The organism is Serratia ureilytica (assembly GCF_017309605.1).
Taxonomy (GTDB): domain Bacteria; phylum Pseudomonadota; class Gammaproteobacteria; order Enterobacterales; family Enterobacteriaceae; genus Serratia; species Serratia ureilytica.
Window position 1 is genome coordinate 1,490,104 of sequence record NZ_CP071320.1, and the last position, 21,223, is coordinate 1,511,326.

18 protein-coding genes are annotated in these 21,223 nt (G+C 59.4%); 16 read left to right on the forward strand and 2 right to left on the reverse strand.

Annotated features, from left to right (window positions below):
• Positions 1-413 precede the first annotated feature (413 nt).
• From lrhA to nuoN, 14 genes are all read left to right on the forward strand, one after another.
• Positions 414-1,358, forward strand: coding sequence for a transcriptional regulator LrhA (lrhA, locus tag J0X03_RS06960; protein ID WP_033643860.1), 945 nt, complete (start codon positions 414-416; stop codon positions 1,356-1,358).
• Positions 1,359-2,065: 707 nt separating this feature from the next.
• Complete coding sequence (gene nuoA, locus J0X03_RS06965; protein WP_004936040.1) at positions 2,066-2,503, forward strand: NADH-quinone oxidoreductase subunit NuoA; 438 nt, start codon at positions 2,066-2,068, stop codon at positions 2,501-2,503.
• Positions 2,504-2,518: 15 nt separating this feature from the next.
• Positions 2,519-3,193: a NuoB/complex I 20 kDa subunit family protein gene (locus tag J0X03_RS06970; protein ID WP_004936039.1), complete on the forward strand. Its 675-nt coding sequence runs from the start codon at positions 2,519-2,521 to the stop codon at positions 3,191-3,193.
• 96 nt (positions 3,194-3,289) lie between these two features.
• A complete protein-coding gene (gene nuoC / locus J0X03_RS06975) occupies positions 3,290-5,086 on the forward strand; it encodes an NADH-quinone oxidoreductase subunit C/D (RefSeq protein WP_033651942.1) in 1,797 nt (598 codons plus the stop codon).
• A gap of 2 nt (positions 5,087-5,088) precedes the next feature.
• Complete coding sequence (nuoE, locus tag J0X03_RS06980; RefSeq protein WP_069100276.1) at positions 5,089-5,640, forward strand: NADH-quinone oxidoreductase subunit NuoE; 552 nt, start codon at positions 5,089-5,091, stop codon at positions 5,638-5,640.
• Entirely contained in the window at positions 5,637-6,983 is a 1,347-nt protein-coding gene (gene nuoF / locus J0X03_RS06985; protein WP_015378579.1) for an NADH-quinone oxidoreductase subunit NuoF, read from the forward strand. The genes nuoE and nuoF overlap by 4 nt, the downstream gene beginning before the upstream one ends.
• A 76-nt stretch (positions 6,984-7,059) precedes the next feature.
• Positions 7,060-9,798 carry an NADH-quinone oxidoreductase subunit NuoG gene (gene nuoG, locus J0X03_RS06990; protein WP_069100336.1) on the forward strand — a complete coding sequence of 913 codons (2,739 nt, stop codon included), beginning with the start codon at positions 7,060-7,062 and terminating at the stop codon, positions 9,796-9,798.
• On the forward strand, positions 9,795-10,772 hold the full coding sequence (gene nuoH / locus J0X03_RS06995; RefSeq protein WP_004936022.1) for an NADH-quinone oxidoreductase subunit NuoH: 978 nt from the start codon (positions 9,795-9,797) through the stop codon (positions 10,770-10,772). The genes nuoG and nuoH overlap by 4 nt, the downstream gene beginning before the upstream one ends.
• 14 nt (positions 10,773-10,786) lie before the next feature.
• Positions 10,787-11,329, forward strand: a complete 543-nt coding sequence (nuoI, locus tag J0X03_RS07000) for an NADH-quinone oxidoreductase subunit NuoI (protein WP_025160170.1) — start codon at positions 10,787-10,789, stop codon at positions 11,327-11,329.
• 13 nt (positions 11,330-11,342) lie between these two features.
• The gene (nuoJ, locus tag J0X03_RS07005; protein ID WP_019453717.1) at positions 11,343-11,900 is read left to right on the forward strand and encodes an NADH-quinone oxidoreductase subunit J; all 558 of its coding nucleotides are present in this window, start codon (positions 11,343-11,345) and stop codon (positions 11,898-11,900) included.
• Positions 11,897-12,199 (forward strand): NADH-quinone oxidoreductase subunit NuoK, encoded by a 303-nt coding sequence (gene nuoK, locus J0X03_RS07010; RefSeq protein ID WP_004936014.1) that lies wholly within the window; start codon positions 11,897-11,899, stop codon positions 12,197-12,199. The genes nuoJ and nuoK overlap by 4 nt, the downstream gene beginning before the upstream one ends.
• Positions 12,196-14,043 (forward strand): NADH-quinone oxidoreductase subunit L, encoded by a 1,848-nt coding sequence (gene nuoL, locus J0X03_RS07015; protein ID WP_015378577.1) that lies wholly within the window; start codon positions 12,196-12,198, stop codon positions 14,041-14,043. The genes nuoK and nuoL overlap by 4 nt, the downstream gene beginning before the upstream one ends.
• Before the next feature lie 95 nt (positions 14,044-14,138).
• Positions 14,139-15,668 (forward strand): NADH-quinone oxidoreductase subunit M, encoded by a 1,530-nt coding sequence (nuoM, locus tag J0X03_RS07020; RefSeq protein WP_033643857.1) that lies wholly within the window; start codon positions 14,139-14,141, stop codon positions 15,666-15,668.
• 6 nt (positions 15,669-15,674) lie between these two features.
• Positions 15,675-17,132 (forward strand): NADH-quinone oxidoreductase subunit NuoN, encoded by a 1,458-nt coding sequence (nuoN, locus tag J0X03_RS07025; RefSeq protein ID WP_033635324.1) that lies wholly within the window; start codon positions 15,675-15,677, stop codon positions 17,130-17,132.
• Positions 17,133-17,191: 59 nt separating this feature from the next.
• Here the strand turns inward: nuoN and J0X03_RS07030 are convergent, their stop codons facing one another.
• A complete protein-coding gene (locus J0X03_RS07030) occupies positions 17,192-18,067 on the reverse strand; it encodes a LysR family transcriptional regulator (RefSeq protein WP_046687544.1) in 876 nt (291 codons plus the stop codon).
• Between the two features lie 288 nt (positions 18,068-18,355).
• On the opposite strand from J0X03_RS07030, the gene J0X03_RS07035 reads away from it, so the two are divergent.
• Together J0X03_RS07035 and J0X03_RS07040 are read left to right on the forward strand one after the other, a co-directional pair.
• Positions 18,356-19,591, forward strand: a complete 1,236-nt coding sequence (locus J0X03_RS07035; protein WP_042785096.1) for an MFS transporter — start codon at positions 18,356-18,358, stop codon at positions 19,589-19,591.
• 130 nt (positions 19,592-19,721) lie between these two features.
• Positions 19,722-20,231 carry a DUF1097 domain-containing protein gene (locus J0X03_RS07040; RefSeq protein WP_033643854.1) on the forward strand — a complete coding sequence of 170 codons (510 nt, stop codon included), beginning with the start codon at positions 19,722-19,724 and terminating at the stop codon, positions 20,229-20,231.
• Here J0X03_RS07040 and J0X03_RS07045 read toward each other — a convergent pair.
• Positions 20,211-21,194 (reverse strand): LacI family DNA-binding transcriptional regulator, encoded by a 984-nt coding sequence (locus J0X03_RS07045; RefSeq protein ID WP_160204449.1) that lies wholly within the window; start codon positions 21,192-21,194, stop codon positions 20,211-20,213. The two genes, J0X03_RS07040 and J0X03_RS07045, sit on opposite strands and share 21 nt — an antisense overlap.
• Between the last annotated feature and the right edge of the window lie 29 nt (positions 21,195-21,223).

The window sequence follows — 21,223 nt, forward strand, 5'->3', positions numbered from 1 at the left end:
ATTTAAAGTAAAAATCTTACTGATTGAATTTATTAAATTCATTGCGTGGTGACACGAAGTCGGTGCCGTTAATTATTTATATTTCTTGCTCGTAAATGCAGTCTGAACGCCAGTTGATAAGGGTTATCAGTAGCACGAATGGAGTGGAAATTAGGCAGTATGAATGAGTAAAATCTCAGGCCCGGTGGGGGTTTTCCCCGTATGCCGGCATTTAGTCCCCCGCGTTCTATAAGCAGCATCGATAGATCGCATTTCAAAAAGCGATAGAGGTAACGAATCATAAGTAATTTTTTTGCCCTCCACTTATGAGTGGGGTACTGTCATAACAGGCTCCGTCCTTTTTCAACGGCGTCTGAGAAACACACCAGGGTAGTAGTTCGTAAATTAGAATTTAAAAAAGTGAAGAATACACTATGACAACTGCAAATCGTCCGATACTTAATCTCGACCTCGATCTGCTAAGAACCTTTGTTGCGGTTGCTGATTTGAATACTTTCGCAGCGGCGGCTGTCGCCGTTTGCCGTACTCAATCAGCCGTCAGCCAACAAATGCAGCGATTAGAGCAACTGGTCGGCAAAGAACTGTTTGCCCGCCATGGGCGCAACAAACTTCTGACTGAGCATGGTATTCAGCTTCTCGGTTATGCCAGAAAAATCCTGCGCTTTAACGATGAAGCCTGTACCTCTCTGATGTACAACAATATTAAAGGTGTTCTGACCATCGGCGCTTCCGACGACACCGCCGATACCATTCTGCCTTTCCTGCTGAACCGCGTAACCGCCATCTATCCGAAGCTGGCTATTGACGTGCGCGTGAAGCGCAGCACGACGATGGTCGATCTGCTGGAAGAGGGCGAGATCGATCTGGCGGTGACCACGGCCGATCCCGAAGGGCATCCGCACATCGTGCTGCGCACGTCGCCGACGTTGTGGTACTGCGCCGCCGATTACCATTACCAGGCCGGCGAGCCGATCCCGCTGGTGGTGATGGACGAGCCAAGCCCGTTCCGTTCGCTGGCGATCAAGCAGTTGGACGAAGCCGGCATCCCGTGGCGCATCGCCTACGTCGCTTCCACGCTGTCCGCGGTGCGGGCGGCTTGCAAGGCCGGCCTGGGCGTGACCGCGCGGCCGATCGAGATGATGAGCCCTGACCTGCGGGTGCTGGGCGCGGCGGAAGGTTTGCCGCCGTTGCCGGATACCCAGTATGCGCTGTGCAAAAACGCGCAGTGCAGCAACGAGCTGGCGATGGCCATCTTCAGCGCGATGCAGGGCGGCAATGACGGCTATGGCTTCAACGGTGCGGAAGGCGGTCTCCAGAGCGATCAGGATGACGCCAGCCTGGTGGACGAAGAAGAATAACGCTGCGGCGCGATTTCTGATGAAAACCTCTGCTTCGGCGGAGGTTTTTTTTGTCCTTTTTTCACCTAAAAATTTATTTATATATGTTTGGTTTGTTTTTTAACTTAAGTTGGCTGTTTTGCTAACTTTTAAGCGTTACTGAAAAGAGAGTTTGGCCGGGTTTAATACGCTAAGTTCGTTTTTTGAGCAATAAGATTGAATGGGTTAAAGGCATGGTAATAGCAGGGTTATTTTGTTAGCTTATAGCGGCCGTTTTTGCGGCTCAATTTGAGGAAAATTGTTAAAGGGCCACACTTTTTTTGAGGATTTATGCTGAAAACGTGTCCTGGATCAAAAAAATACCCCTAGGTAGTGAGTGGAAGAACAGGGAATTCCTGAGACAATGGTATAGTAAAACTGAAATGTGCATGTTGGTTTATATCTATCTGTTTCTACACAAAAATTAACTGACACGATTTAGCCTGTCCCTGGCGCATCAAATGTTAATCAAATGATACGTATGTAAACTAGTGTGTAGATACTTTTGTCAAAGTTGACAAAAGGTTATAGAAAGGAGTAAAAAGCCCACAGAAAAACGCTGCCTAACTCGCTGTAAAAGCAGTTTGTTTGTGTGGTTATTTATCCTTCCCTTAAATCGATGTGGCGCACTAACTGCCGGTGACAAGAGCAGTGCGATCGACGCCACTTTTGATGAGTAAGCATAGAGTATGTCAACAACCACTGAAGTTATCGCTCATCACTGGGCGCTCGCCGTATTTCTCGTTGTGGCTATCGGGCTCTGCGGCTTAATGCTGCTGGGCGCGTTCTTCTTGGGCGGGAGAGCCCGGGCGCGCGCCAAACACACCCCGTTTGAATCAGGCATCGACTCGGTCGGCACGGCGCGCATGCGTTTGTCCGCCAAGTTCTACCTGGTGGCCATGTTCTTCGTTATTTTCGACGTTGAAGCCTTATACCTGTATGCCTGGTCGGTCTCGATTCGCGAGAGCGGCTGGGTAGGCTTTATCGAAGCCGCCATTTTCATTTTGGTGCTATTGGCCGGTCTGGTTTATCTGGTGCGCATCGGCGCGTTGGATTGGACTCCGGCGCGTTCCCAACGCCGCAGCAAACCGAGCACGATCACTAACACCAACAGTCATCCGCAGTAACAGCGAGGCATTAAGATGGACTATACGCTCACCCGCATAGACCCGAACGGTGAGAACGACCGTTATCCCCTGCAAAAACAGGAGATCGTCGCCGATCCCCTGGAACAACAGGTCCACCGCACGGTTTACATGGGTAAACTCGAGCATGCGCTGCATGACATGGTGAACTGGGGGCGTAAAAACTCTATTTGGCCGTATAACTTCGGCCTTTCGTGCTGTTACGTGGAGATGGTGACGTCGTTTACCGCCGTTCACGACGTGGCGCGTTTCGGTGCGGAAGTGTTGCGCGCCTCCCCGCGTCAGGCTGACCTGATGGTGGTGGCCGGCACCTGCTTCACCAAGATGGCCCCGGTCATCCAACGTCTGTACGAGCAGATGCTGGAACCCAAGTGGGTGATCTCGATGGGCGCTTGCGCCAACTCCGGCGGCATGTACGACATCTATTCCGTGGTGCAGGGCGTGGACAAGTTCCTGCCGGTCGACGTGTACATTCCCGGCTGCCCACCGCGTCCGGAAGCCTACATGCAAGCGCTGATGCTGCTGCAGGAATCCATCGGCAAAGAACGTCGCCCACTGTCGTGGGTTGTCGGCGATCAGGGCGTTTACCGCGCCAATATGCAGTCTGAAAGAGAGCGTAAACACGGCGAGCGCATCGCGGTGACCAACCTCCGGACGCCTGACGAGATTTAAGACGTTCATTTAACGTCCATCTTAGTGCGCTATTGGTTAACACAGCGAAAAGTGAAACTTGCGGCGAATAACCCTTTAGTGTGGTGAAAAAAAATTATGACAGATTTGACGACGCACGACGCCTTGCCTGCCTGGCAGACCCGAGATCACCTTGACGACCCGGTGATCGGCGAACTGCGCAACCGTTTTGGGCCGGAAGCCTTTACTGTTCAGGCCACCCGCACCGGCATGCCCGTGGTATGGGTTAAACCTGACCAGTTACTGGAAGTAATGACGTTCCTGAGAAAACAGCCGAAGCCGTATGTCATGCTGTTCGATCTGCATGGCGTGGACGAACGTCTTCGCACCCACCGCGACGGCCTGCCCGCTGCGGATTTCTCCGTTTTCTACCATCTGATTTCCATCGAGCGCAACCGCGACATCATGCTGAAGGTGGCGCTGTCTGAAAAAGACCTGCACGTGCCGACGGCCACCAAGGTGTTCCCAAACGCCAACTGGTATGAGCGCGAGACCTGGGAAATGTTCGGCATCACCTTCGACGGCCACCCGCACCTGTCGCGCATCATGATGCCGCAGACCTGGGAAGGGCACCCGCTGCGCAAGGACTACCCGGCGCGCGCCACCGAATTCGATCCTTTCGTGTTGACCAAGCAGAAAGAAGATCTGGAGATGGAAGCGCTGACCTTCAAACCGGAAGACTGGGGCATGAAGCGCGGCACCGAGAACGAAGACTTCATGTTCCTCAACCTCGGCCCGAACCACCCGTCTGCGCACGGTGCGTTCCGCATCATTCTGCAGCTGGACGGCGAAGAGATCGTCGACTGCGTGCCGGATATCGGTTATCACCACCGCGGCGCCGAGAAGATGGGCGAGCGTCAATCCTGGCACAGCTACATTCCGTACACCGACCGCATCGAATACCTCGGCGGCTGCGTGAACGAAATGCCTTACGTGCTGGCGGTTGAAAAGCTGGCCGGCATCAAGGTGCCGGAGCGCGTTGACACCATTCGCGTGATGCTGTCCGAACTGTTCCGCATCAACAGCCACCTGCTGTACATCTCCACCTTCATTCAGGACGTCGGCGCGATGACCCCGGTGTTCTTCGCCTTTACCGACCGCCAGAAGATCTACGATCTGGTGGAAGCGATCACCGGCTTCCGTATGCACCCGGCCTGGTTCCGTATCGGCGGCGTCGCGCACGATCTGCCGCGCGGCTGGGATCGCCTGCTGCGTGAATTCCTCGAATGGATGCCGAAGCGTCTGGATTCCTACGTGAAAGCGGCGCTGAAGAACAGCATTCTGAAAGGCCGTTCCATCGGCGTCGCGTCTTACAACGCCAAAGAAGCGCTGGAATGGGGCGTGACCGGTGCCGGTCTGCGCGCCACCGGCGTCGAGTTCGACGTGCGTAAATGGCGCCCGTACTCCGGCTACGAGAACTTCGACTTCGAAGTGCCGGTCGGCGACGGCAACAGTGACTGCTACACCCGCGTGATGCTGAAGGTGGAAGAGCTGCGCCAGAGCCTGCGCATCCTCGAACAGTGCCTGAACAATATGCCGGAAGGCCCGTTCAAGGCCGATCACCCGCTGACCACGCCACCGCCGAAAGAGCGCACGCTGCAGCACATTGAAACGCTGATCACCCACTTCCTGCAGGTTTCCTGGGGCCCGGTGATGCCAGCCAACGAATCATTCCAGATGATTGAAGCCACCAAAGGGATCAACAGCTACTACCTGACCAGCGACGGCAGCACCATGAGCTACCGCACCCGGGTACGTACGCCGAGCTTTGCGCACCTGCAGCAGATCCCATCGGTCATCCGAGGCAGCCTGGTTTCCGACCTGATCGTCTATCTGGGTAGTATCGATTTTGTAATGTCAGATGTGGACCGCTAACTATGCATGATCAAAAAGACAATCACGCAGTCAATGATGCGCTCGAGCCCATCAATGCAGCCGCTCCTCAGAGCGGCGTTGATGCATTTGTACTGAGCGCGCAAGAACGTGATGCGATCGAGCACGAAAAGCACCATTACGAGGATCCGCGCGCCGCTTCCATCGAAGCACTGAAAATTGTGCAGAAGCAGCGCGGCTGGGTTCCGGACGGTGCGATTTACGCCATCGCGGAAGTGCTGGGCATCCCCGCCAGCGACGTAGAAGGCGTGGCCACGTTCTACAGCCAGATTTTCCGTCAGCCAGTAGGACGTCACGTGATCCGTTATTGTGACAGCGTTGTTTGTCACATCACCGGTTACCAGGGCATTCAGGCCGCTATCGAGAAGAAGCTGAACATCAAACCGGGTCAAACCACCTTTGATGGCCGCTTCACGCTGCTGCCGACCTGCTGTCTGGGCAACTGCGATAAAGGGCCGACCATGATGATTGATGACGACACGCACAGTCAGCTGAAGCCTGAAGATATCGAGACGCTACTGGAGCAGTATCAATGACCAAGCACATTGTACGCACTCCCGAAACGCATCCGCTGACCTGGCGTCTGCGCGATGACAAGCAGCCGCTGTGGCTGGACGAATACCGCAGCAAAAACGGCTATGCCGGCGCAGAGAAGGCCCTCAAAGGCCTGGCTCCGGACGAGATCGTCGGCCTGGTGAAAGATTCCGGGCTGAAGGGCCGCGGCGGCGCGGGCTTCTCCACCGGTTTGAAGTGGAGCCTGATGCCGAAGGACGAATCCATGAACATCCGTTACCTGCTGTGTAACGCCGATGAGATGGAGCCGGGCACCTATAAAGACCGCCTGCTGATGGAGCAGCTGCCGCACCTGCTGGTGGAAGGCATGCTGATCTCCGCGTTCGCGCTGAAAGCCTATCGCGGGTACATCTTCCTGCGCGGCGAGTACATCGAAGCGGCGGCGCACCTGCGTCGCGCCATCGCGGAAGCCACCGAAGCCGGCTATCTGGGCAAGAACATTCTCGGCACCGGGTTTGATTTCGAGCTGATCGTGCACACCGGCGCCGGCCGTTACATCTGCGGCGAAGAAACCGCGCTGATCAACTCGCTGGAAGGCCGCCGCGCCAACCCGCGTTCCAAGCCGCCATTCCCGGCCAGCGCCGGCGTCTGGGGCAAGCCGACCTGCGTCAACAACGTCGAAACGCTGTGCAACGTGCCGGCCATTTTGGCGAACGGCGTGGAGTGGTACACCGGCATCTCCGGCAGTGAAGACAAAGGCACCAAGCTGATGGGCTTCTCCGGCCGGGTGAAAAATCCGGGCGTCTGGGAGCTGCCGTTCGGCACCACCGCGCGCGAGATCCTGGAAGACTACGCCGGCGGCATGCGCGACGGTCTGCGTTTCAAAGCCTGGCAGCCGGGCGGCGCGGGCACCGACTTCCTGACCGCCGATCACCTCGATCTGCCGATGGAATACGGCGCGATCGGCAAAGCCGGCAGCCGTCTCGGCACCGCGTTGGCGATGGCGGTAGACCACGAGATCGGCATGGTGCCGCTGGTGCGCAACCTGGAAGAGTTCTTTGCCCGCGAGTCCTGCGGCTGGTGTACGCCATGCCGCGACGGCCTGCCGTGGAGCGTGAAGATCCTGCGTGCGTTGGAAAACGGCGAAGGGCAGCCGGGGGATATCGAAACCCTCGAACAGCTGTGCCGTTCCCTCGGCCCGGGCAAAACCTTCTGCGCCCACGCGCCAGGTGCCGTAGAGCCACTGCAAAGCGCGATTAAATATTTCCGTGAAGAGTTTGAGGCGGGTATCGCCGTGCAGCACTTCGGCAACGCGCATGCGATTGGCGGCATTCAGCCGAACAATCTGCTGAAGCAACGCTGGTAAGCCGACTCGCCCGAACACGGCCAGAATTTTTGATTAACGCCTGCCGCAAGGCAGGCCACTTGGAAGCATGCTGACTATGGCTACGATTCATGTAGACGGCAAAGAGTATGAGGTAGACGGAGCGGACAACCTGCTGCAGGCTTGTCTCTCCCTCGGCCTTGATATTCCTTACTTTTGCTGGCATCCGGCGCTGGGAAGCGTCGGCGCTTGCCGCCAATGTGCGGTAAAGCAATACCAAAACGCGGAAGATACGCGCGGCCGTTTGGTGATGTCCTGTATGACCCCGGCATCCGATGGCACCTTCATCTCCATCGATGACGGCGAAGCGAAGCAGTTCCGTGAAAGCGTGGTCGAGTGGTTGATGACCAACCACCCGCACGATTGCCCGGTCTGTGAGGAAGGCGGTAACTGTCACCTGCAGGATATGACGGTAATGACCGGCCACAGCTTCCGTCGCTACCGCTTCACCAAGCGCACCCACAACAACCAGGAGCTGGGGCCGTTTATCTCGCACGAGATGAACCGCTGCATCGCCTGCTACCGCTGCGTGCGTTACTACAAAGACTATGCGGACGGCACCGACTTCGGCGTGTACGGCGCGCACGACAACGTCTACTTCGGTCGCCCGGAAAGCGGCACGCTGGAAAGCGAGTTCTCCGGCAACCTGGTGGAAGTGTGTCCGACCGGCGTCTTCACCGACAAAACGCATTCCGAACGCTACAACCGTAAATGGGACATGCAGTTCGCGCCGAGCATTTGCCAGCAGTGCAGCATCGGCTGTAACACCAGCCCGGGCGAGCGCTATGGCGAGCTGCGCCGTATCGAAAACCGTTACAACGGCAGCGTGAACCACTACTTCCTGTGCGACCGCGGCCGTTTCGGTTACGGCTACGTCAACCAGAAAGATCGTCCGCGTCAACCGCAGCAGCTGCGCGGCGACGACTGGATCACCCTGAACGCCGAGCAGGCGATGCAGGGCGCGGCGGACATCCTGCGTCAGGCGAAGAAAACCATCGGCATCGGCTCCCCGCGCGCCAGCCTGGAAAGCAACTTCGCGCTGCGCGAGCTGGTCGGCGCCGAGAACTACTACACCGGTATCGCTCAGGCGGAGCAATCACGCCTGGCGCTGATGCTGAACGTGCTGAAGAACGGCGGCGTTCATACGCCGGCGCTGCGTGAGATCGAAGATTACGACGCGGTGCTGGTGCTGGGCGAAGACCTGACGCAAACCGGCGCGCGCATCGCGCTGTCCGTGCGTCAGGCCGTCAAGGGTAAAGCCCGCGCGATGGCGGCGGCGCAGCGCGTTGCCGACTGGCAGATCGCGGCGGTGCAGAACATCGGCCAGCACGCCAAGTACCCGTTGTTCACTACTAACATCGACAACACCCGCCTGGACGACATCGCCGCCTGGAACTACCGCGCGCCGGTAGACGAGCAGGCACGCTTCGGCTTCGCCATCGCGCACGCGCTGGATAGCGCAGCGCCGGCGGTGAACGATCTGGCCGATGGCCTGAACAAGAAAGTCGACATCATCGTGCAGGCGCTGACCGGCGCACGCAAACCGCTGATCATTACCGGCAGCAACGCCGGCAGCGAAGCCATCATCGAAGCGGCGGCCAACATCGCCAAAGCGTTGAAGGGCCGCGGTTCCGACGTCGGCATCACCTTCGTGGCGGGCGCCGCCAACAGCATGGGCCTGGCGATGATCGGCGGTGGTTCGCTCGATCAGGCGCTGGAACAGCTGGCGAGCGGCGCAGCCGATACCGCCATCGTGATGGAAAACGATCTCTATCGCCATGCGCCGGCGGCGCAGGTGGACGCAGCGTTGGCCAAGGTCAGCAACCTGATCGTCGCCGATCACCAGCGCACCGCGATCATGGACAAAGCCAACCTGATCCTCTCCTCGGCCAGCTTTGCCGAGAGCGACGGTACGCTGATCAACCAGGAAGGCCGCGCGCAGCGCTTCTTCCAGGTATACGATCCGGCTTACTACGACGACGCCAAGAAGAATCAGTTCACCGTGATGCTGGAAAGCTGGCGCTGGATGCACTCGCTGCACTCCACCTACACCAGCCGCCACGTGGACTGGACCCAGCTCGATGACGTGATCGCCGCTTGCGTTGCCGCGTTGCCGCAGCTGCAGGGCATCGTCGACGCTGCGCCGGACGCGACTTTCCGCATTCGCGGTCAGAAGCTGGCGCGTTCGCCGCACCGCTCCAGCGGCCGTACCGCCATGCGCGCCAACATCAGCGTGCACGAGCCGCGTCAGCCACAGGATAAAGACACCATGTTCGCCTTCTCGATGGAAGGGAACAACAGCCCGCTGGCCGATCGTCAGCAGATCCCGTTCGCCTGGGCGCCAGGCTGGAACTCACCGCAGGCATGGAACAAGTTCCAGGCCGAAGTGGGCGGCAAACTGCGCCACGGCGATCCGGGCGTGCGCCTGATCGAAGCGGGGGAGGGTAGCCTCGGTTACTTCGATCGCGTGCCTGCCGCGTTCAATCCGGTCGACGGCTGGCGTGTCGCGCCTTACTACCACCTGTTCGGCAGCGACGAAATGTCGCAGCGCTCTCACGTGATCCAGCAGCGCATGCCGGAAGCCTACGTGATGGTCAACCCGGCCGACGCGGCGACGCTTGGCGTCAACGCGGGCAGCCTGGTGGAGTTCAGCTGTGCGGGTCAGACCCTGCGTCTGCCGGTGCGTCTGAGTGAAACCCTGACCCAGGGCCAGGTTGGTTTGCCGCTCGGCTTGCCAGGGATCCCGCCGATCTTGGTGGGTGCTAAGGTAGACAATCTGCGGGAGGCAGCACGATGAGCTGGTTTACCCCTGAGGTGATCGACATTCTGATCGCCATTCTTAAAGCGGTCGTGATCCTGTTGGTGGTCGTGGCGTGCGGGGCATTCATGAGCTTCGGCGAACGCCGTCTGCTCGGCCTGTTCCAGAACCGCTACGGACCGAACCGCGTAGGCTGGGGCGGCTCGCTGCAGCTGGTCGCCGACATGATCAAAATGTTCTTCAAGGAAGACTGGGTACCGAGATTCTCCGACCGGGTGATCTTCACCCTGGCGCCGATGATCGCCTTTACTTCCCTGTTGCTGGCATTTGCCATCGTTCCGGTCAGCCCGACCTGGGCGGTGTCCGATCTCAACATCGGTATTCTGTTCTTCCTGATGATGGCCGGCCTGGCGGTGTACGCCGTGCTGTTCGCCGGATGGTCGAGCAACAACAAATACTCGCTGTTGGGCGCGATGCGCGCCTCCGCGCAAACCCTGAGCTACGAAGTGTTCATCGGCCTGTCGCTGATGGGCGTGGTGATGCAGGCGGATTCGTTCAACATGCAGGCCATCGTTGAATCCCAGGCGCACGTCTGGAACGTCATTCCGCAGTTCTTCGGCTTCGTGACCTTCGCGATCGCCGGCGTGGCGGTGTGCCACCGTCACCCGTTTGACCAGCCGGAAGCCGAGCAGGAACTGGCCGACGGTTACCACATCGAATATTCCGGCATGAAGTTCGGTCTGTTCTTCGTGGGGGAATACATCGGTATCGTCACCGTGTCCGCCCTGATTGTGACGTTGTTCTTCGGCGGCTGGCAGGGTCCGTTCCTGCCGCCATTCATCTGGTTCGCGTTGAAAACGGCCTTCTTCATGATGATGTTCATCCTGATCCGTGCCGCGCTGCCGCGTCCGCGTTATGACCAGGTGATGTCCTTCGGCTGGAAAGTGTGCCTGCCGCTGACGCTGCTGAACCTGCTGGCAACCGCCGCGGTCATTTTGTACAACGCTCAATAAGGGGTGAATAAACCATGACATTGAAAGAGTTAGTGGTTGGTTTCGGCACCCAGGTGCGCAGCATTTGGATGATTGGCATGCATGCCTTCGCCAAGCGCGAAACCCAGATGTATCCGGAAGAACCGGTTTACCTGCCGCCGCGCTACCGCGGCCGGATCGTGCTGACGCGCGATCCGGACGGCGAAGAGCGCTGCGTCGCCTGTAACCTGTGTGCGGTGGCCTGCCCGGTCGGCTGTATCTCGCTGCAAAAAGCGGAGCAGAAAGACGGCCGTTGGTATCCGGAGTTCTTCCGCATCAACTTCTCGCGCTGCATTTTCTGTGGCCTGTGCGAAGAGGCTTGCCCGACTACCGCTATCCAGCTGACGCCGGATTTCGAACTGGGTGAGTACAAGCGTCAGGATCTGGTGTACGAAAAAGAAGATCTGTTGATCTCGGGGCCGGGTAAATATCCGGAATATAACTTCTACCGGATGGCCGGTATGGCGATTGACGGCAAAGCCAAAGGCGAAGCCGAAAACGAAGCCAAACCGATCGACGTCAAAGGTCTGTTGCCCTAAGGAGCCAGCAAGCATGGAAATTGCATTTTACCTGGCAGGTTTGATTGCGGTGGCCGCGACGATTCGCGTGATCACCCATACCAACCCTGTGCATGCGCTGCTGTATCTGATCGTCTCGTTATTGGCGATCTCGGCAGTCTTCTTCTCGCTCGGCGCCTACTTTGCCGCCGCGTTGGAAATCATCGTCTATGCGGGCGCCATCATGGTGCTGTTCGTGTTCGTGGTGATGATGCTGAACCTCGGCAACGTGCAGCAGCAAGAGCGCGACTGGATGAAGCCGACGGTGTGGATCGGGCCTGGCCTGCTGTCGCTGGCGCTGCTGGTGGTATTGATCGTCGCGATCCGCAGCGTATCCGATCAGGGTATCAGCGGCGAGATGGTCGACGCGAAGGCGGTGGGCATCAGCCTGTTCGGGCCTTACGTATTGGCGGTTGAGCTGGCCTCAATGCTGCTGTTGGCGGGTCTGGTTGTCGCCTTCCATATCGGCCGCGAGCACAAGCCTGGCGAGGTGCTGAGCAACGCGCCGGCGAGTGGCGAAATGGCGAGAAGAAAATCGGAGGAGCAAGCATGATCCCTCTTCAACACGGCCTGATCCTGGCGGCTATCCTGTTTGTGCTCGGGCTGACCGGGCTGCTGGTGCGCCGCAACCTGCTGTTTATGCTGATCAGCCTGGAAGTGATGATCAACGCTGCGGCGTTGGCGTTTATCGTGGCGGGAAGCTACTGGGGCCAGGCGGACGGTCAGGTGATGTACATCCTGGCGATCAGCCTGGCGGCAGCCGAGGCCAGTATCGGCCTGGCGCTGCTGCTGCAGCTCTACCGTCGTCGTCATACCCTGAATATTGATACTGTCAGTGAGATGCGCGGATGAACCTATTATATTTAACAATTCTGCTACCGCTGATCGGGTTCCTGCTGTTGGCATTTTCCCGCGGTCGTTGGTCTGAGAACACGGCGGCCACCGTCGGCGTGGGCTCTATCGGCCTGGCTGCGCTGGTCACGGTGTATGTGGCGATGGATTTCTTCGCCCAGAAAGCCGCCGGCGTGCAGCTGTTCGAGCAAAGCCTGTGGACCTGGATGGCCGTCGGCAACTTCAATATCGGCGTGACCCTGGTGCTGGACGGCCTGTCGCTGACCATGCTGTCGGTGGTCACCGGCGTCGGCTTCTTCATCCACATGTTCGCCTCCTGGTACATGCGCGGTGAAGAGGGCTACTCGCGCTTCTTCGCTTACACCAACCTGTTTATCGCCAGCATGGTGGTCTTGGTGCTGGCGGACAACCTGCTGCTGATGTATCTGGGTTGGGAAGGCGTGGGCCTGTGCAGCTACCTGTTGATCGGTTTCTACTACAAAGATCCGGCCAACGGCGCGGCGGCGATGAAAGCCTTCATCGTGACCCGCGTGGGCGACGTGTTCCTGGCGTTCGCGCTGTTCATCCTCTACAACGAGCTGGGCACGCTGAATATCCGCGAGCTGATGATCCTGGCACCGCAGAAACTGGCGGTGGGCGATACGGCCATCACTTGGGCGACCCTGATGCTGCTGGGCGGCGCGGTCGGTAAATCGGCGCAGCTGCCGTTGCAAACCTGGTTGGCGGACGCGATGGCGGGCCCAACCCCGGTTTCCGCACTGATCCACGCGGCGACCATGGTGACCGCGGGCGTCTATCTGATCGCCCGTACGCACGGCTTGTTCCTGATGGCGCCGGAAGTGCTGCACCTGGTGGGCATCGTCGGTGCGGTCACTCTGCTGCTGGCCGGCTTCGCCGCGTTGGTGCAGACCGACATCAAGCGCGTGCTCGCTTACTCCACCATGAGCCAGATCGGTTACATGTTCCTGGCGCTGGGCGTGCAGGCATGGGACGCGGCGATCTTCCACCTGATGACCCACGCGTTCTTCAAGGCGCTGCTGTTCCTGTCGTCCGGTTCGGTGATCCTGGCTTGCCACCACGAGCAAAACATCTTCAAGATGGGCGGCCTGCGCAAGAGCATCCCGCTGGTGTACGTCTGCTTCCTGGTGGGTGGCGCGGCGCTGTCTGCGTTGCCGCTGGTCACGGCCGGCTTCTTCAGTAAGGACGAGATCCTGGCGGGCGCGATGGCCAACGGCCACATCAACCTGATGGTGGCCGGCCTGGTCGGCGCGTTCATGACCTCGCTGTACACCTTCCGTATGATTTTCATCGTGTTCCATGGCGAAGAGAAAATCAAAGCGCATGCCGGTAAAGGCATCACTCACCACCTGCCGCTGCTGGTTCTGCTGGTGCTGTCCACCTTCGTCGGCGCGATGATCGTGCCGCCGTTGCAGGGCGTGCTGCCGGAGACCACCGAGCTGGCGCACGGCAGCGTGCTGACGCTTGAAATCACCTCCGGCGTGGTGGCTATCGTCGGCATTCTGCTGGCGGCCGCGCTGTGGCTGGGCAAACGTAGCCTGGTCAACAGCATCGCCAACAGCGCGCCGGGGCGTTTCTTCTCGACCTGGTGGTTCCATGCCTGGGGCTTCGACTGGCTGTATGACAAAGTGTTCGTCAAGCCGTACCTGGGCATTGCGAAGCTGCTGCAGCGCGATCCGCTGAACTCGCTGATGAACCTGCCGGCCGTCTTCTCCCGCTGGGGGAACCGCGGTCTGACGGTGAGCGAGAACGGTCAGGTGCGTTGGTATATAGCGTCTATGGGTGTGGGTGCAGTGGTCGTATTGGCTCTGTTGATTTTGGTTTAATTGAATAATTTAAACAGACGCATTTTTCGGGCGTAGCGCCGGGCAGGCGCTACGTACAAAGTTTGAAATTATTCGTATAAGGGACACAAAACGCCATGCTATTACCTTGGCTAATTCTTATCCCCTTTATCGGCGGTCTGCTGTGCTGGCAGCTTGAGCGCTTCGGTACTAAGGTGCCGCGCTGGATAGCGCTGATCGCAATGGGGCTGACGTTGGCGCTCTCTCTGCAGCTGTGGATGCAGGGCGGCTATACCTTGACCACGCCGAAAGGCATTCCGCAGTGGCAGAGCGAATTCCTGCTGCCGTGGATCCCACGCTTCGGCATCTCCATCCACCTGGCGCTGGACGGCCTGTCGCTGCTGATGGTGGTGTTGACCGGTCTGCTGGGCGTGCTGGCGATCCTCTGTTCCTGGCGTGAAATCCAGAAGTATCAGGGCTTCTTCCACCTCAACCTGCTGTGGATCCTGGGCGGCGTTATCGGCGTGTTCCTCGCCATCGACATGTTCCTGTTCTTCTTCTTCTGGGAAATGATGTTGGTGCCGATGTACTTCCTGATCGCGCTGTGGGGCCACAAGGCATCGGACGGTAAAACCCGCATCACCGCGGCGACCAAGTTCTTCATCTACACCCAGGCCAGCGGTCTGGTGATGCTGATTGCGATCCTGGGCCTGGTGTTCGTGCACTATAACGCCACCGGCGTGTGGACCTTCGATTACGAAGACCTGCTGCAAACGCCGATGTCCCATAACGTGCAATATATGCTGATGCTGGGCTTCTTCATCGCCTTCGCGGTGAAAATGCCGGTGGTGCCGCTGCACGGCTGGTTGCCGGATGCGCACAGCCAGGCGCCAACCGCAGGTTCCGTCGACCTGGCGGGCATCTTGCTGAAAACCGCGGCCTACGGCCTGCTGCGTTTCAGCCTGCCGCTGTTCCCTGAGGCTTCGCACGAGTTCGCGCCAATCGCCATGTGGCTGGGCGTGATCGGCATCTTCTACGGCGCCTGGATGGCGTTCGCGCAAACCGACATCAAGCGCCTTATCGCTTACACCTCGGTATCGCACATGGGCTTCGTGCTGATCGCCATCTACACCGGCAGCCAGCTGGCTTACCAGGGCGCGGTTATCCAGATGATCGCGCACGGCCTGTCCGCCGCCGGCATGTTTATCATCTGCGGCCAGCTGTATGAACGTCTGCATACGCGCGACATGCGTCAGATGGGCGGCCTGTGGGGGCGCATCAAGTTCATCCCTGCGCTGTCGCTGTTCTTCGCCGTGGCTACGCTGGGGATGCCGGGTACCGGTAACTTCGTCGGCGAATTCATGATTCTGTTCGGCAGCTACCAGGTGGTGCCGGTGATCACCGTGATCTCCACCTTCGGTCTGGTGTTCGCTTCGGTTTACTCGCTGATCATGATGCAGCGCGCTTACTACGGTGCGCCTAAATCCGACCAGCCGCTGCAGGGCATGACCGCGCGCGAACTGTTCATCATTCTGCTGCTGGTGGTGTTGCTGGTTCTGCTGGGGGTTTACCCGCAGCCGATTCTGGATACTTCCAACGCGGCGATGAGCAACGTGCAACACTGGTTTGGTTCGTCAGTTTCAGCAATTTCAACAACAAGGCCGTAATTCGCCATGACAATAACTCCTCAACAACTGATCGCACTGCTGCCGCTGTTGATCGTCGGATTGACGGTGGTGGTTGTGATGCTAGGCATTGCGTGGCGACGCGACCACTTTATCAACGCCACCCTGACCGTGATCGGTCTCAACCTGGCGCTGCTTTCGCTGTACTTTGTCGGCCAGGCAGGCCCAATGGACGTCACCCCGCTGCTGCGGGTTGACGGCTACTCGATGTTCTACACCGGGCTGGTGCTGCTGGCGAGTCTGGCGACCTGCACCTTCGCGTATCCGTGGCTGGTCGGCTATCCGGATAACCGCGAAGAGTTCTACCTGCTGGTGCTGATCGCCGCCATGGGCGGCATCCTGCTGGCGAGCGCCAACCATCTGGCTTCGCTGTTCATCGGTATCGAGCTGATCTCGCTGCCGCTGTTCGGCCTGGTGGGCTACGCCTACCGCCAGAAGCGCCCGCTGGAAGCCGCCATCAAGTACATGCTGCTGTCCGCCGCCGCGTCGTCGTTCCTGCTGTTCGGCATGGCGCTGCTGTACGCCGAATCCGGCGATCTGTCGCTGGCCGGCCTCGGCAAGAGCCTGCAGGAAAACATGATGCACCAGCCGCTGATCCTGGCCGGCATGGGCATGATGATCGTCGGTCTGGGCTTCAAGCTGTCGCTGGTGCCGTTCCAACTGTGGACGCCGGACGTTTATCAGGGCGCGCCTGCGCCGGTCTCGACCTTCCTGGCGACCGCCAGCAAGATCGCGATCTTTGCGGTCGTGATGCGTCTGTTCCTGTATGCCCCGGCCGCCGACAACGAAGCGCTGCGCATGGTGTTGTCGATCATCGCGTTCTGCTCCATCTTGTTCGGTAACCTGATGGCCATCAGCCAGACCAACATCAAGCGTCTGCTGGGCTACTCGTCGATCGCTCATCTGGGCTACCTGCTGGTGGCGCTGATTGCGGTGCAAACCCATCAACTGTCGCTGGAAACCGCCGGCGTTTATCTGGCCGGTTACCTGTTCAGCAGCCTGGGCGCCTTCGGCGTGGTCAGCCTGATGTCCAGCCCATACCGCGGCCCGGATGCGGATTCGCTGTTCTCTTACCGTGGTCTGTTCTGGCACAAGCCAATCTTGTCCGCGGTAATGACGGTGATGATGCTGTCGCTGGCCGGTATCCCGATGACGCTGGGCTTTATCGGTAAGTTCTTCGTGATCGCGATGGGCGTCAGCGCGCACCTGTGGTGGCTGACCGGCGCAGTCGTGGTAGGCAGCGCCATCGGCCTGTATTACTACCTGCGCGTGACCGTCAGTCTGTTCCTCAGCGCGCCGGAATCGCTGCAGCGCGACACCCCGAACAACTGGGCGTTGACTGCCGGTGGCGTCGTGGTGCTGATCTCAGCCGCGCTGGTGCTGCTGTTGGGGGTTTATCCTCAGCCGCTGATTTCGCTGGTGCAGATGGCTCAGCCGACGTTCTGATAACGCTTCAGACGGTAAAAAGGTCGCTTCGGCGGCCTTTTTTTATGGAGAAACGGCACTCAGCCGTAATGGGCGCTAAACGACGTTTCCAGCGCCTGCACCACCGCGCGCACGCGAGCGGCGCGTTGCAAATCGGGGTGCAGCACCAGCCAGATATCCACCCAGTCTTTGCTCTCGGGAAAGAGGCGCACCAGTTCCGGGTCGTGGTCGGCCAGGCACGACAAGAGCAGCCCGATGCCCAGCCCGCTGCGGGTGGCCGAACGTAACAACAGCTGCGAATTGCATTGCAGCACGGCGTTGGGCTCGAACAGGGTCTCGCCGCCGAAATTGCTCCAGTGGCGCGGCACCAGTTCGCGCGGGAACATCAGCAGATCGTGGCCGCGCAGCTGCTCGCCTTTGACCGGCATGCCGCGTTGCGCCAGATAGTGCGGGCTGGCGTACAGGCCCATTTCGATAGTGGCTAAGCGTTTGATGATCAGCTCATCGTCATCGGGGCGCGCGCCGCGGATCGCCAGATCCGCGCTGTGGTAAGCGATATCGGTGATGTTCAGCGCCGTCAACAGCGTGACGGTGATGGCCGGATAGCGTTGCCGCAGATCTTGCAGCGCCGGTATCACGAAGGCTTCGGCCAGGGTATCGGTGGTGGCGATGCGCACGTTGCCGCACAGACTTTCGTCGCCGCCGGCGGCTTTGCGAGCGATCGCCTGCACGGCATTTTCCATCTTCATCATGTCCGCCAGCATGGATTCGCCCAGCGGGCTGAGGGAGAAGGATTTTGGCGTGCGGATAAATAATTTCGAACCCAGCGAGTTTTCCAGGGCGGTGAGACGTCGGCCGACGGTCGCTTGATCAACCTGCAGCTGGTTGGCGGCTTTACGTAACGTGCCGCAGCGTGCGACGGCCAGAAAGAAGCGCGCGTCATCCCAATTCATCATGCCATTTCCTCTCTGCAGATTTGTCGGCGCCAGGGGAGCAGTGCGGGCCGGGCGAACGATACCGGTATCTATCATAAAGCGTTGTTCCGCCTGGAGGGAGAGAAAGACGGTCAACGGCACGCACATCGGCGGTTATTTCTCCGGTGATGCAAGAATGCATCAGGGTGATTCATTCTTGACGATACTTCGCCCGTCGTCGTAACGCTATGATAAGCGCCGTTCCCGGCAGACCGGGTGAGGAAAGACGACGATGGCAGGCCGCCGCCTGCCGACTTTGGGAGTGGAAGCATGTCAGAAAATACCGCCATCCAGGACGCGGCGCCAGCAAACGCACAGGCGTCGCGCACGGCCATTTTACTGTTCCTGGCGCTGGCTTTGATGTCGGCATTGCTGAACAGCAGCGCGCCGACGCCGCTTTATCCGCTGTATCAGCAGCAGCTTGCGCTAAGCTCGGTCAGTCTGACCGTCATCTACGGCGCCTATGCCGCCGGCGTGCTGATCTCTTTGTTCGGCGTCGGCAATCTGGCCGGCAAAGTAAAGGATTTACGCAGCATGATCGTGCCGGCGTTGCTGGTGGTGTTGAGCGGCGCGCTGCTGTTCGCGCTGGCTGATACCTTTGCCATGATGCTGATGGCGCGGCTGCTGGCCGGGGTAGGCACCGGGGCGCTGACCGGCGCGGCGAACATCGCGTTGGTGCGGTTTGGGCCGCGCGACGGCGGTAAAAGCGCGGCGTTAATCGCAACGCTGTCATTCACCACCGGATTAGCGCTGGGGCCGATCTTCAGCGGCATCGCTTTGCAGACCGGTTTTCATCCTACGACGCTGCCGTTCGTTTTCATCATGGCCATTGCCGCCATGGCGGCGTTGGGCGTCATGCTGCTGTGGCCGCGTGGCCAGGTTGCGTCGCCGGCCCGCGCTGTGCCGGCCGAACAGGAAAAAAGCACGCTGCTCGATGGCCTGCGCGCTACCGGCGGTAAATTCTTTGTGTGCGCCGGCGCGCTGTTTGTCTGTTGGGCGCTGGCCGCCAGTATTTTGGCAATCGGCCCCGGCGTGGCGGAAACGCTGTTAGGCATGCACCAGCGTGGCGTCTTTGGCTATGCGATTGCGGTGTATCTGCTGATCGCCGGCATCAGCCAGATCCTGAGCCGCCGCGTTAACGCCCGTCATTCGCTGTTGTTCGGTTGCCTGGCGCAGGTGCTGGCGGCAGTGGTGTTCGCCATGGCGATCCAGTGGCATTCTCTGGGGCTGGCGGCGGTGGGGCTGGTGGTGGCCGGCTATGCTTACGGCGCCATTTTCGTCGGCAGCGCGACCCTGGTGAACTTGATTTCGCCGCCGACCAGCCATGCGCGTTTGCTTTCTCTGTTTTACGTTATCGCTTATATCGCCAACTGGGTGCCGATCTTGCTGGGCGTGGTGGTCGATCGCGTCGATCTGCAGCAGGCGACCCATTTGCTGTTCTTGAGCAGCAGCGCAGTGTGCCTGTTGCTGGCATGGAAAACGTCCCGGGTGGGGTTCCCTTGCTAATTATTTTGTGATTAATATCTATTTTTTATAATTAATGATTCTTTAATTACATTTATGATGTGATTTGTATCGCATAAATTGGCCTGTTTTCGGGTAAACTGCGCGCTTTCTTTTTGCTGCAGGTCACTTTATGAACGTTCTTTTCGCCATTGCCGTCACCACCGGGATCCTGTCCGGCGTTTGGGGATGGGTTGCCGTCAGTCTGGGCCTGATCGGTTGGGCCGGTTTTCTCGGCTGCACGGCCTATTTCGCCTGCCCGCAGGGCGGCCTGAAAGGGCTGTTGATCGGCGCGTTGACCTGCTGCAGCGGCGTTTTCTGGGCAATGGTCATCATCCACGGCAGCGAACTGGCGCCGCAATGGAATTTGCTGGGGTATCTGCTGACCGGCGCCGTGGCGTTCTTGATGTGCATACAGGCCAAACAGCAATGGCTGGGGTTCGTGCCCGGCACCTTTATCGGCGCCTGTGCGACCTTCGCCGGCGGCGGCGACTGGCCGCTGGTGACGCTCTCTTTGCTGGTGGGCCTGCTATTCGGCTATGCGATGAAAAACAGCGGGCTGTGGTGGGCGGCGCGCAGCGAAAAAGCCCGCGCCGCACAGCCGGTCAGCCGGCATGCCGGCTCAAACGGTGCCGCCGAGTGAGAGGCGGTAGTGCAGATCGAGACGCTCGGCGCAGGGCTCGCCCGCGATCCGCTGCAGCAACAGTTCACTGGCGGCCTTACCCATCTCAAAGCGCGGCGTGATCACGCTGGCGATGCCCGGCGTGGTCGCCTGGCCGATATCCAGACCGTGAAAACCCGATAGCGCAACCTCCTGCGGCACGCGCACGCCGAGACGCAGGCAGGCCTGCAACACGCCTACCGCCAAATCGTCGTTGGTGCACAGGATACCGTCCAACTGCGGGTAGCGTTCGCGCGCTATTGCCAGCATGTCGGCGCCGATCGAAACCGATGAGACCCGATGCGGCGTGATCTGGCGCGGCGTTTGCCCCTGAGCCGCCATGGCGCGGCAGTAACCCTGGTAACGTTTAATGTCGCGGGCGTCGGACATGGCGCCAAAGTAAACGATATGGCGTTTGCCGCTGGCCAGCAGCGCGGCGGTCATGTCATACCCCGCCTGTTCATTGTCAAATCCCACCGCGATCCGCCCCGGCGGCGCGTCGAGATCCATCACCTGCGCGATGGGAATTTTCGCGGCGGCGAGATAGGTCTCAGCGCGCAAGGTGTGCGCCGAATCGGTGAGGATTAGCCCGGCGATTGGATAAGCCAGCAGCTGTGCAATCTGCTCTTCTTCCCGCTGCGGGCTGTAATCGTAGTTCACCACCAGCGTTTGATAACCCCGCGCCTGGGTGACGGATTCGATGCCGGCCAGCAGATCGGCGAAAATCTGGTTATTGAAAGAGGGGATCAACACGCCGATGCGCGGTTTTCTGCCGGCCTGTGCGGTATCGGCGTCAGTGATGTTCAGCTCCCGCATGACCTGCGCAATGCGTTCAGCGGTGTCGGCCGCCACTTTGTCCGGCGTGCGCAGAAAACGGCTGACGGTCATTTTGGTCACGCCGGCCAATTGCGCGATGTCCTGTAGCGTTACGCGGGGGGGTTTCATTCGGTAGCCTTAACGGGCGGCGCGGCAAG

What these genes read in the sequence shown, in the direction of transcription:
- nuoG (WP_069100336.1), top strand. Translation starts at nt 7,060, where the DNA reads ATGGCTACGATTCATGTAGACGGCAAAGAGTATGAGGTAGACGGAGCG.
- nuoL (WP_015378577.1), top strand. Translation starts at nt 12,196, where the DNA reads ATGAACCTATTATATTTAACAATTCTGCTACCGCTGATCGGGTTCCTG.
- nuoE (WP_069100276.1), top strand. Translation starts at nt 5,089, where the DNA reads ATGCATGATCAAAAAGACAATCACGCAGTCAATGATGCGCTCGAGCCC.
- nuoA (WP_004936040.1), top strand. Translation starts at nt 2,066, where the DNA reads ATGTCAACAACCACTGAAGTTATCGCTCATCACTGGGCGCTCGCCGTA.
- nuoH (WP_004936022.1), top strand. Translation starts at nt 9,795, where the DNA reads ATGAGCTGGTTTACCCCTGAGGTGATCGACATTCTGATCGCCATTCTT.
- J0X03_RS07040 (WP_033643854.1), top strand. Translation starts at nt 19,722, where the DNA reads ATGAACGTTCTTTTCGCCATTGCCGTCACCACCGGGATCCTGTCCGGC.
- lrhA (WP_033643860.1), top strand. Translation starts at nt 414, where the DNA reads ATGACAACTGCAAATCGTCCGATACTTAATCTCGACCTCGATCTGCTA.
- nuoN (WP_033635324.1), top strand. Translation starts at nt 15,675, where the DNA reads ATGACAATAACTCCTCAACAACTGATCGCACTGCTGCCGCTGTTGATC.
- nuoI (WP_025160170.1), top strand. Translation starts at nt 10,787, where the DNA reads ATGACATTGAAAGAGTTAGTGGTTGGTTTCGGCACCCAGGTGCGCAGC.
- nuoF (WP_015378579.1), top strand. Translation starts at nt 5,637, where the DNA reads ATGACCAAGCACATTGTACGCACTCCCGAAACGCATCCGCTGACCTGG.
- J0X03_RS06970 (WP_004936039.1), top strand. Translation starts at nt 2,519, where the DNA reads ATGGACTATACGCTCACCCGCATAGACCCGAACGGTGAGAACGACCGT.
- J0X03_RS07045 (WP_160204449.1), bottom strand. Translation starts at nt 21,194, where the DNA reads ATGAAACCCCCCCGCGTAACGCTACAGGACATCGCGCAATTGGCCGGC.
- nuoK (WP_004936014.1), top strand. Translation starts at nt 11,897, where the DNA reads ATGATCCCTCTTCAACACGGCCTGATCCTGGCGGCTATCCTGTTTGTG.
- nuoC (WP_033651942.1), top strand. Translation starts at nt 3,290, where the DNA reads ATGACAGATTTGACGACGCACGACGCCTTGCCTGCCTGGCAGACCCGA.
- nuoJ (WP_019453717.1), top strand. Translation starts at nt 11,343, where the DNA reads ATGGAAATTGCATTTTACCTGGCAGGTTTGATTGCGGTGGCCGCGACG.
- J0X03_RS07035 (WP_042785096.1), top strand. Translation starts at nt 18,356, where the DNA reads ATGTCAGAAAATACCGCCATCCAGGACGCGGCGCCAGCAAACGCACAG.
- nuoM (WP_033643857.1), top strand. Translation starts at nt 14,139, where the DNA reads ATGCTATTACCTTGGCTAATTCTTATCCCCTTTATCGGCGGTCTGCTG.
- J0X03_RS07030 (WP_046687544.1), bottom strand. Translation starts at nt 18,067, where the DNA reads ATGATGAATTGGGATGACGCGCGCTTCTTTCTGGCCGTCGCACGCTGC.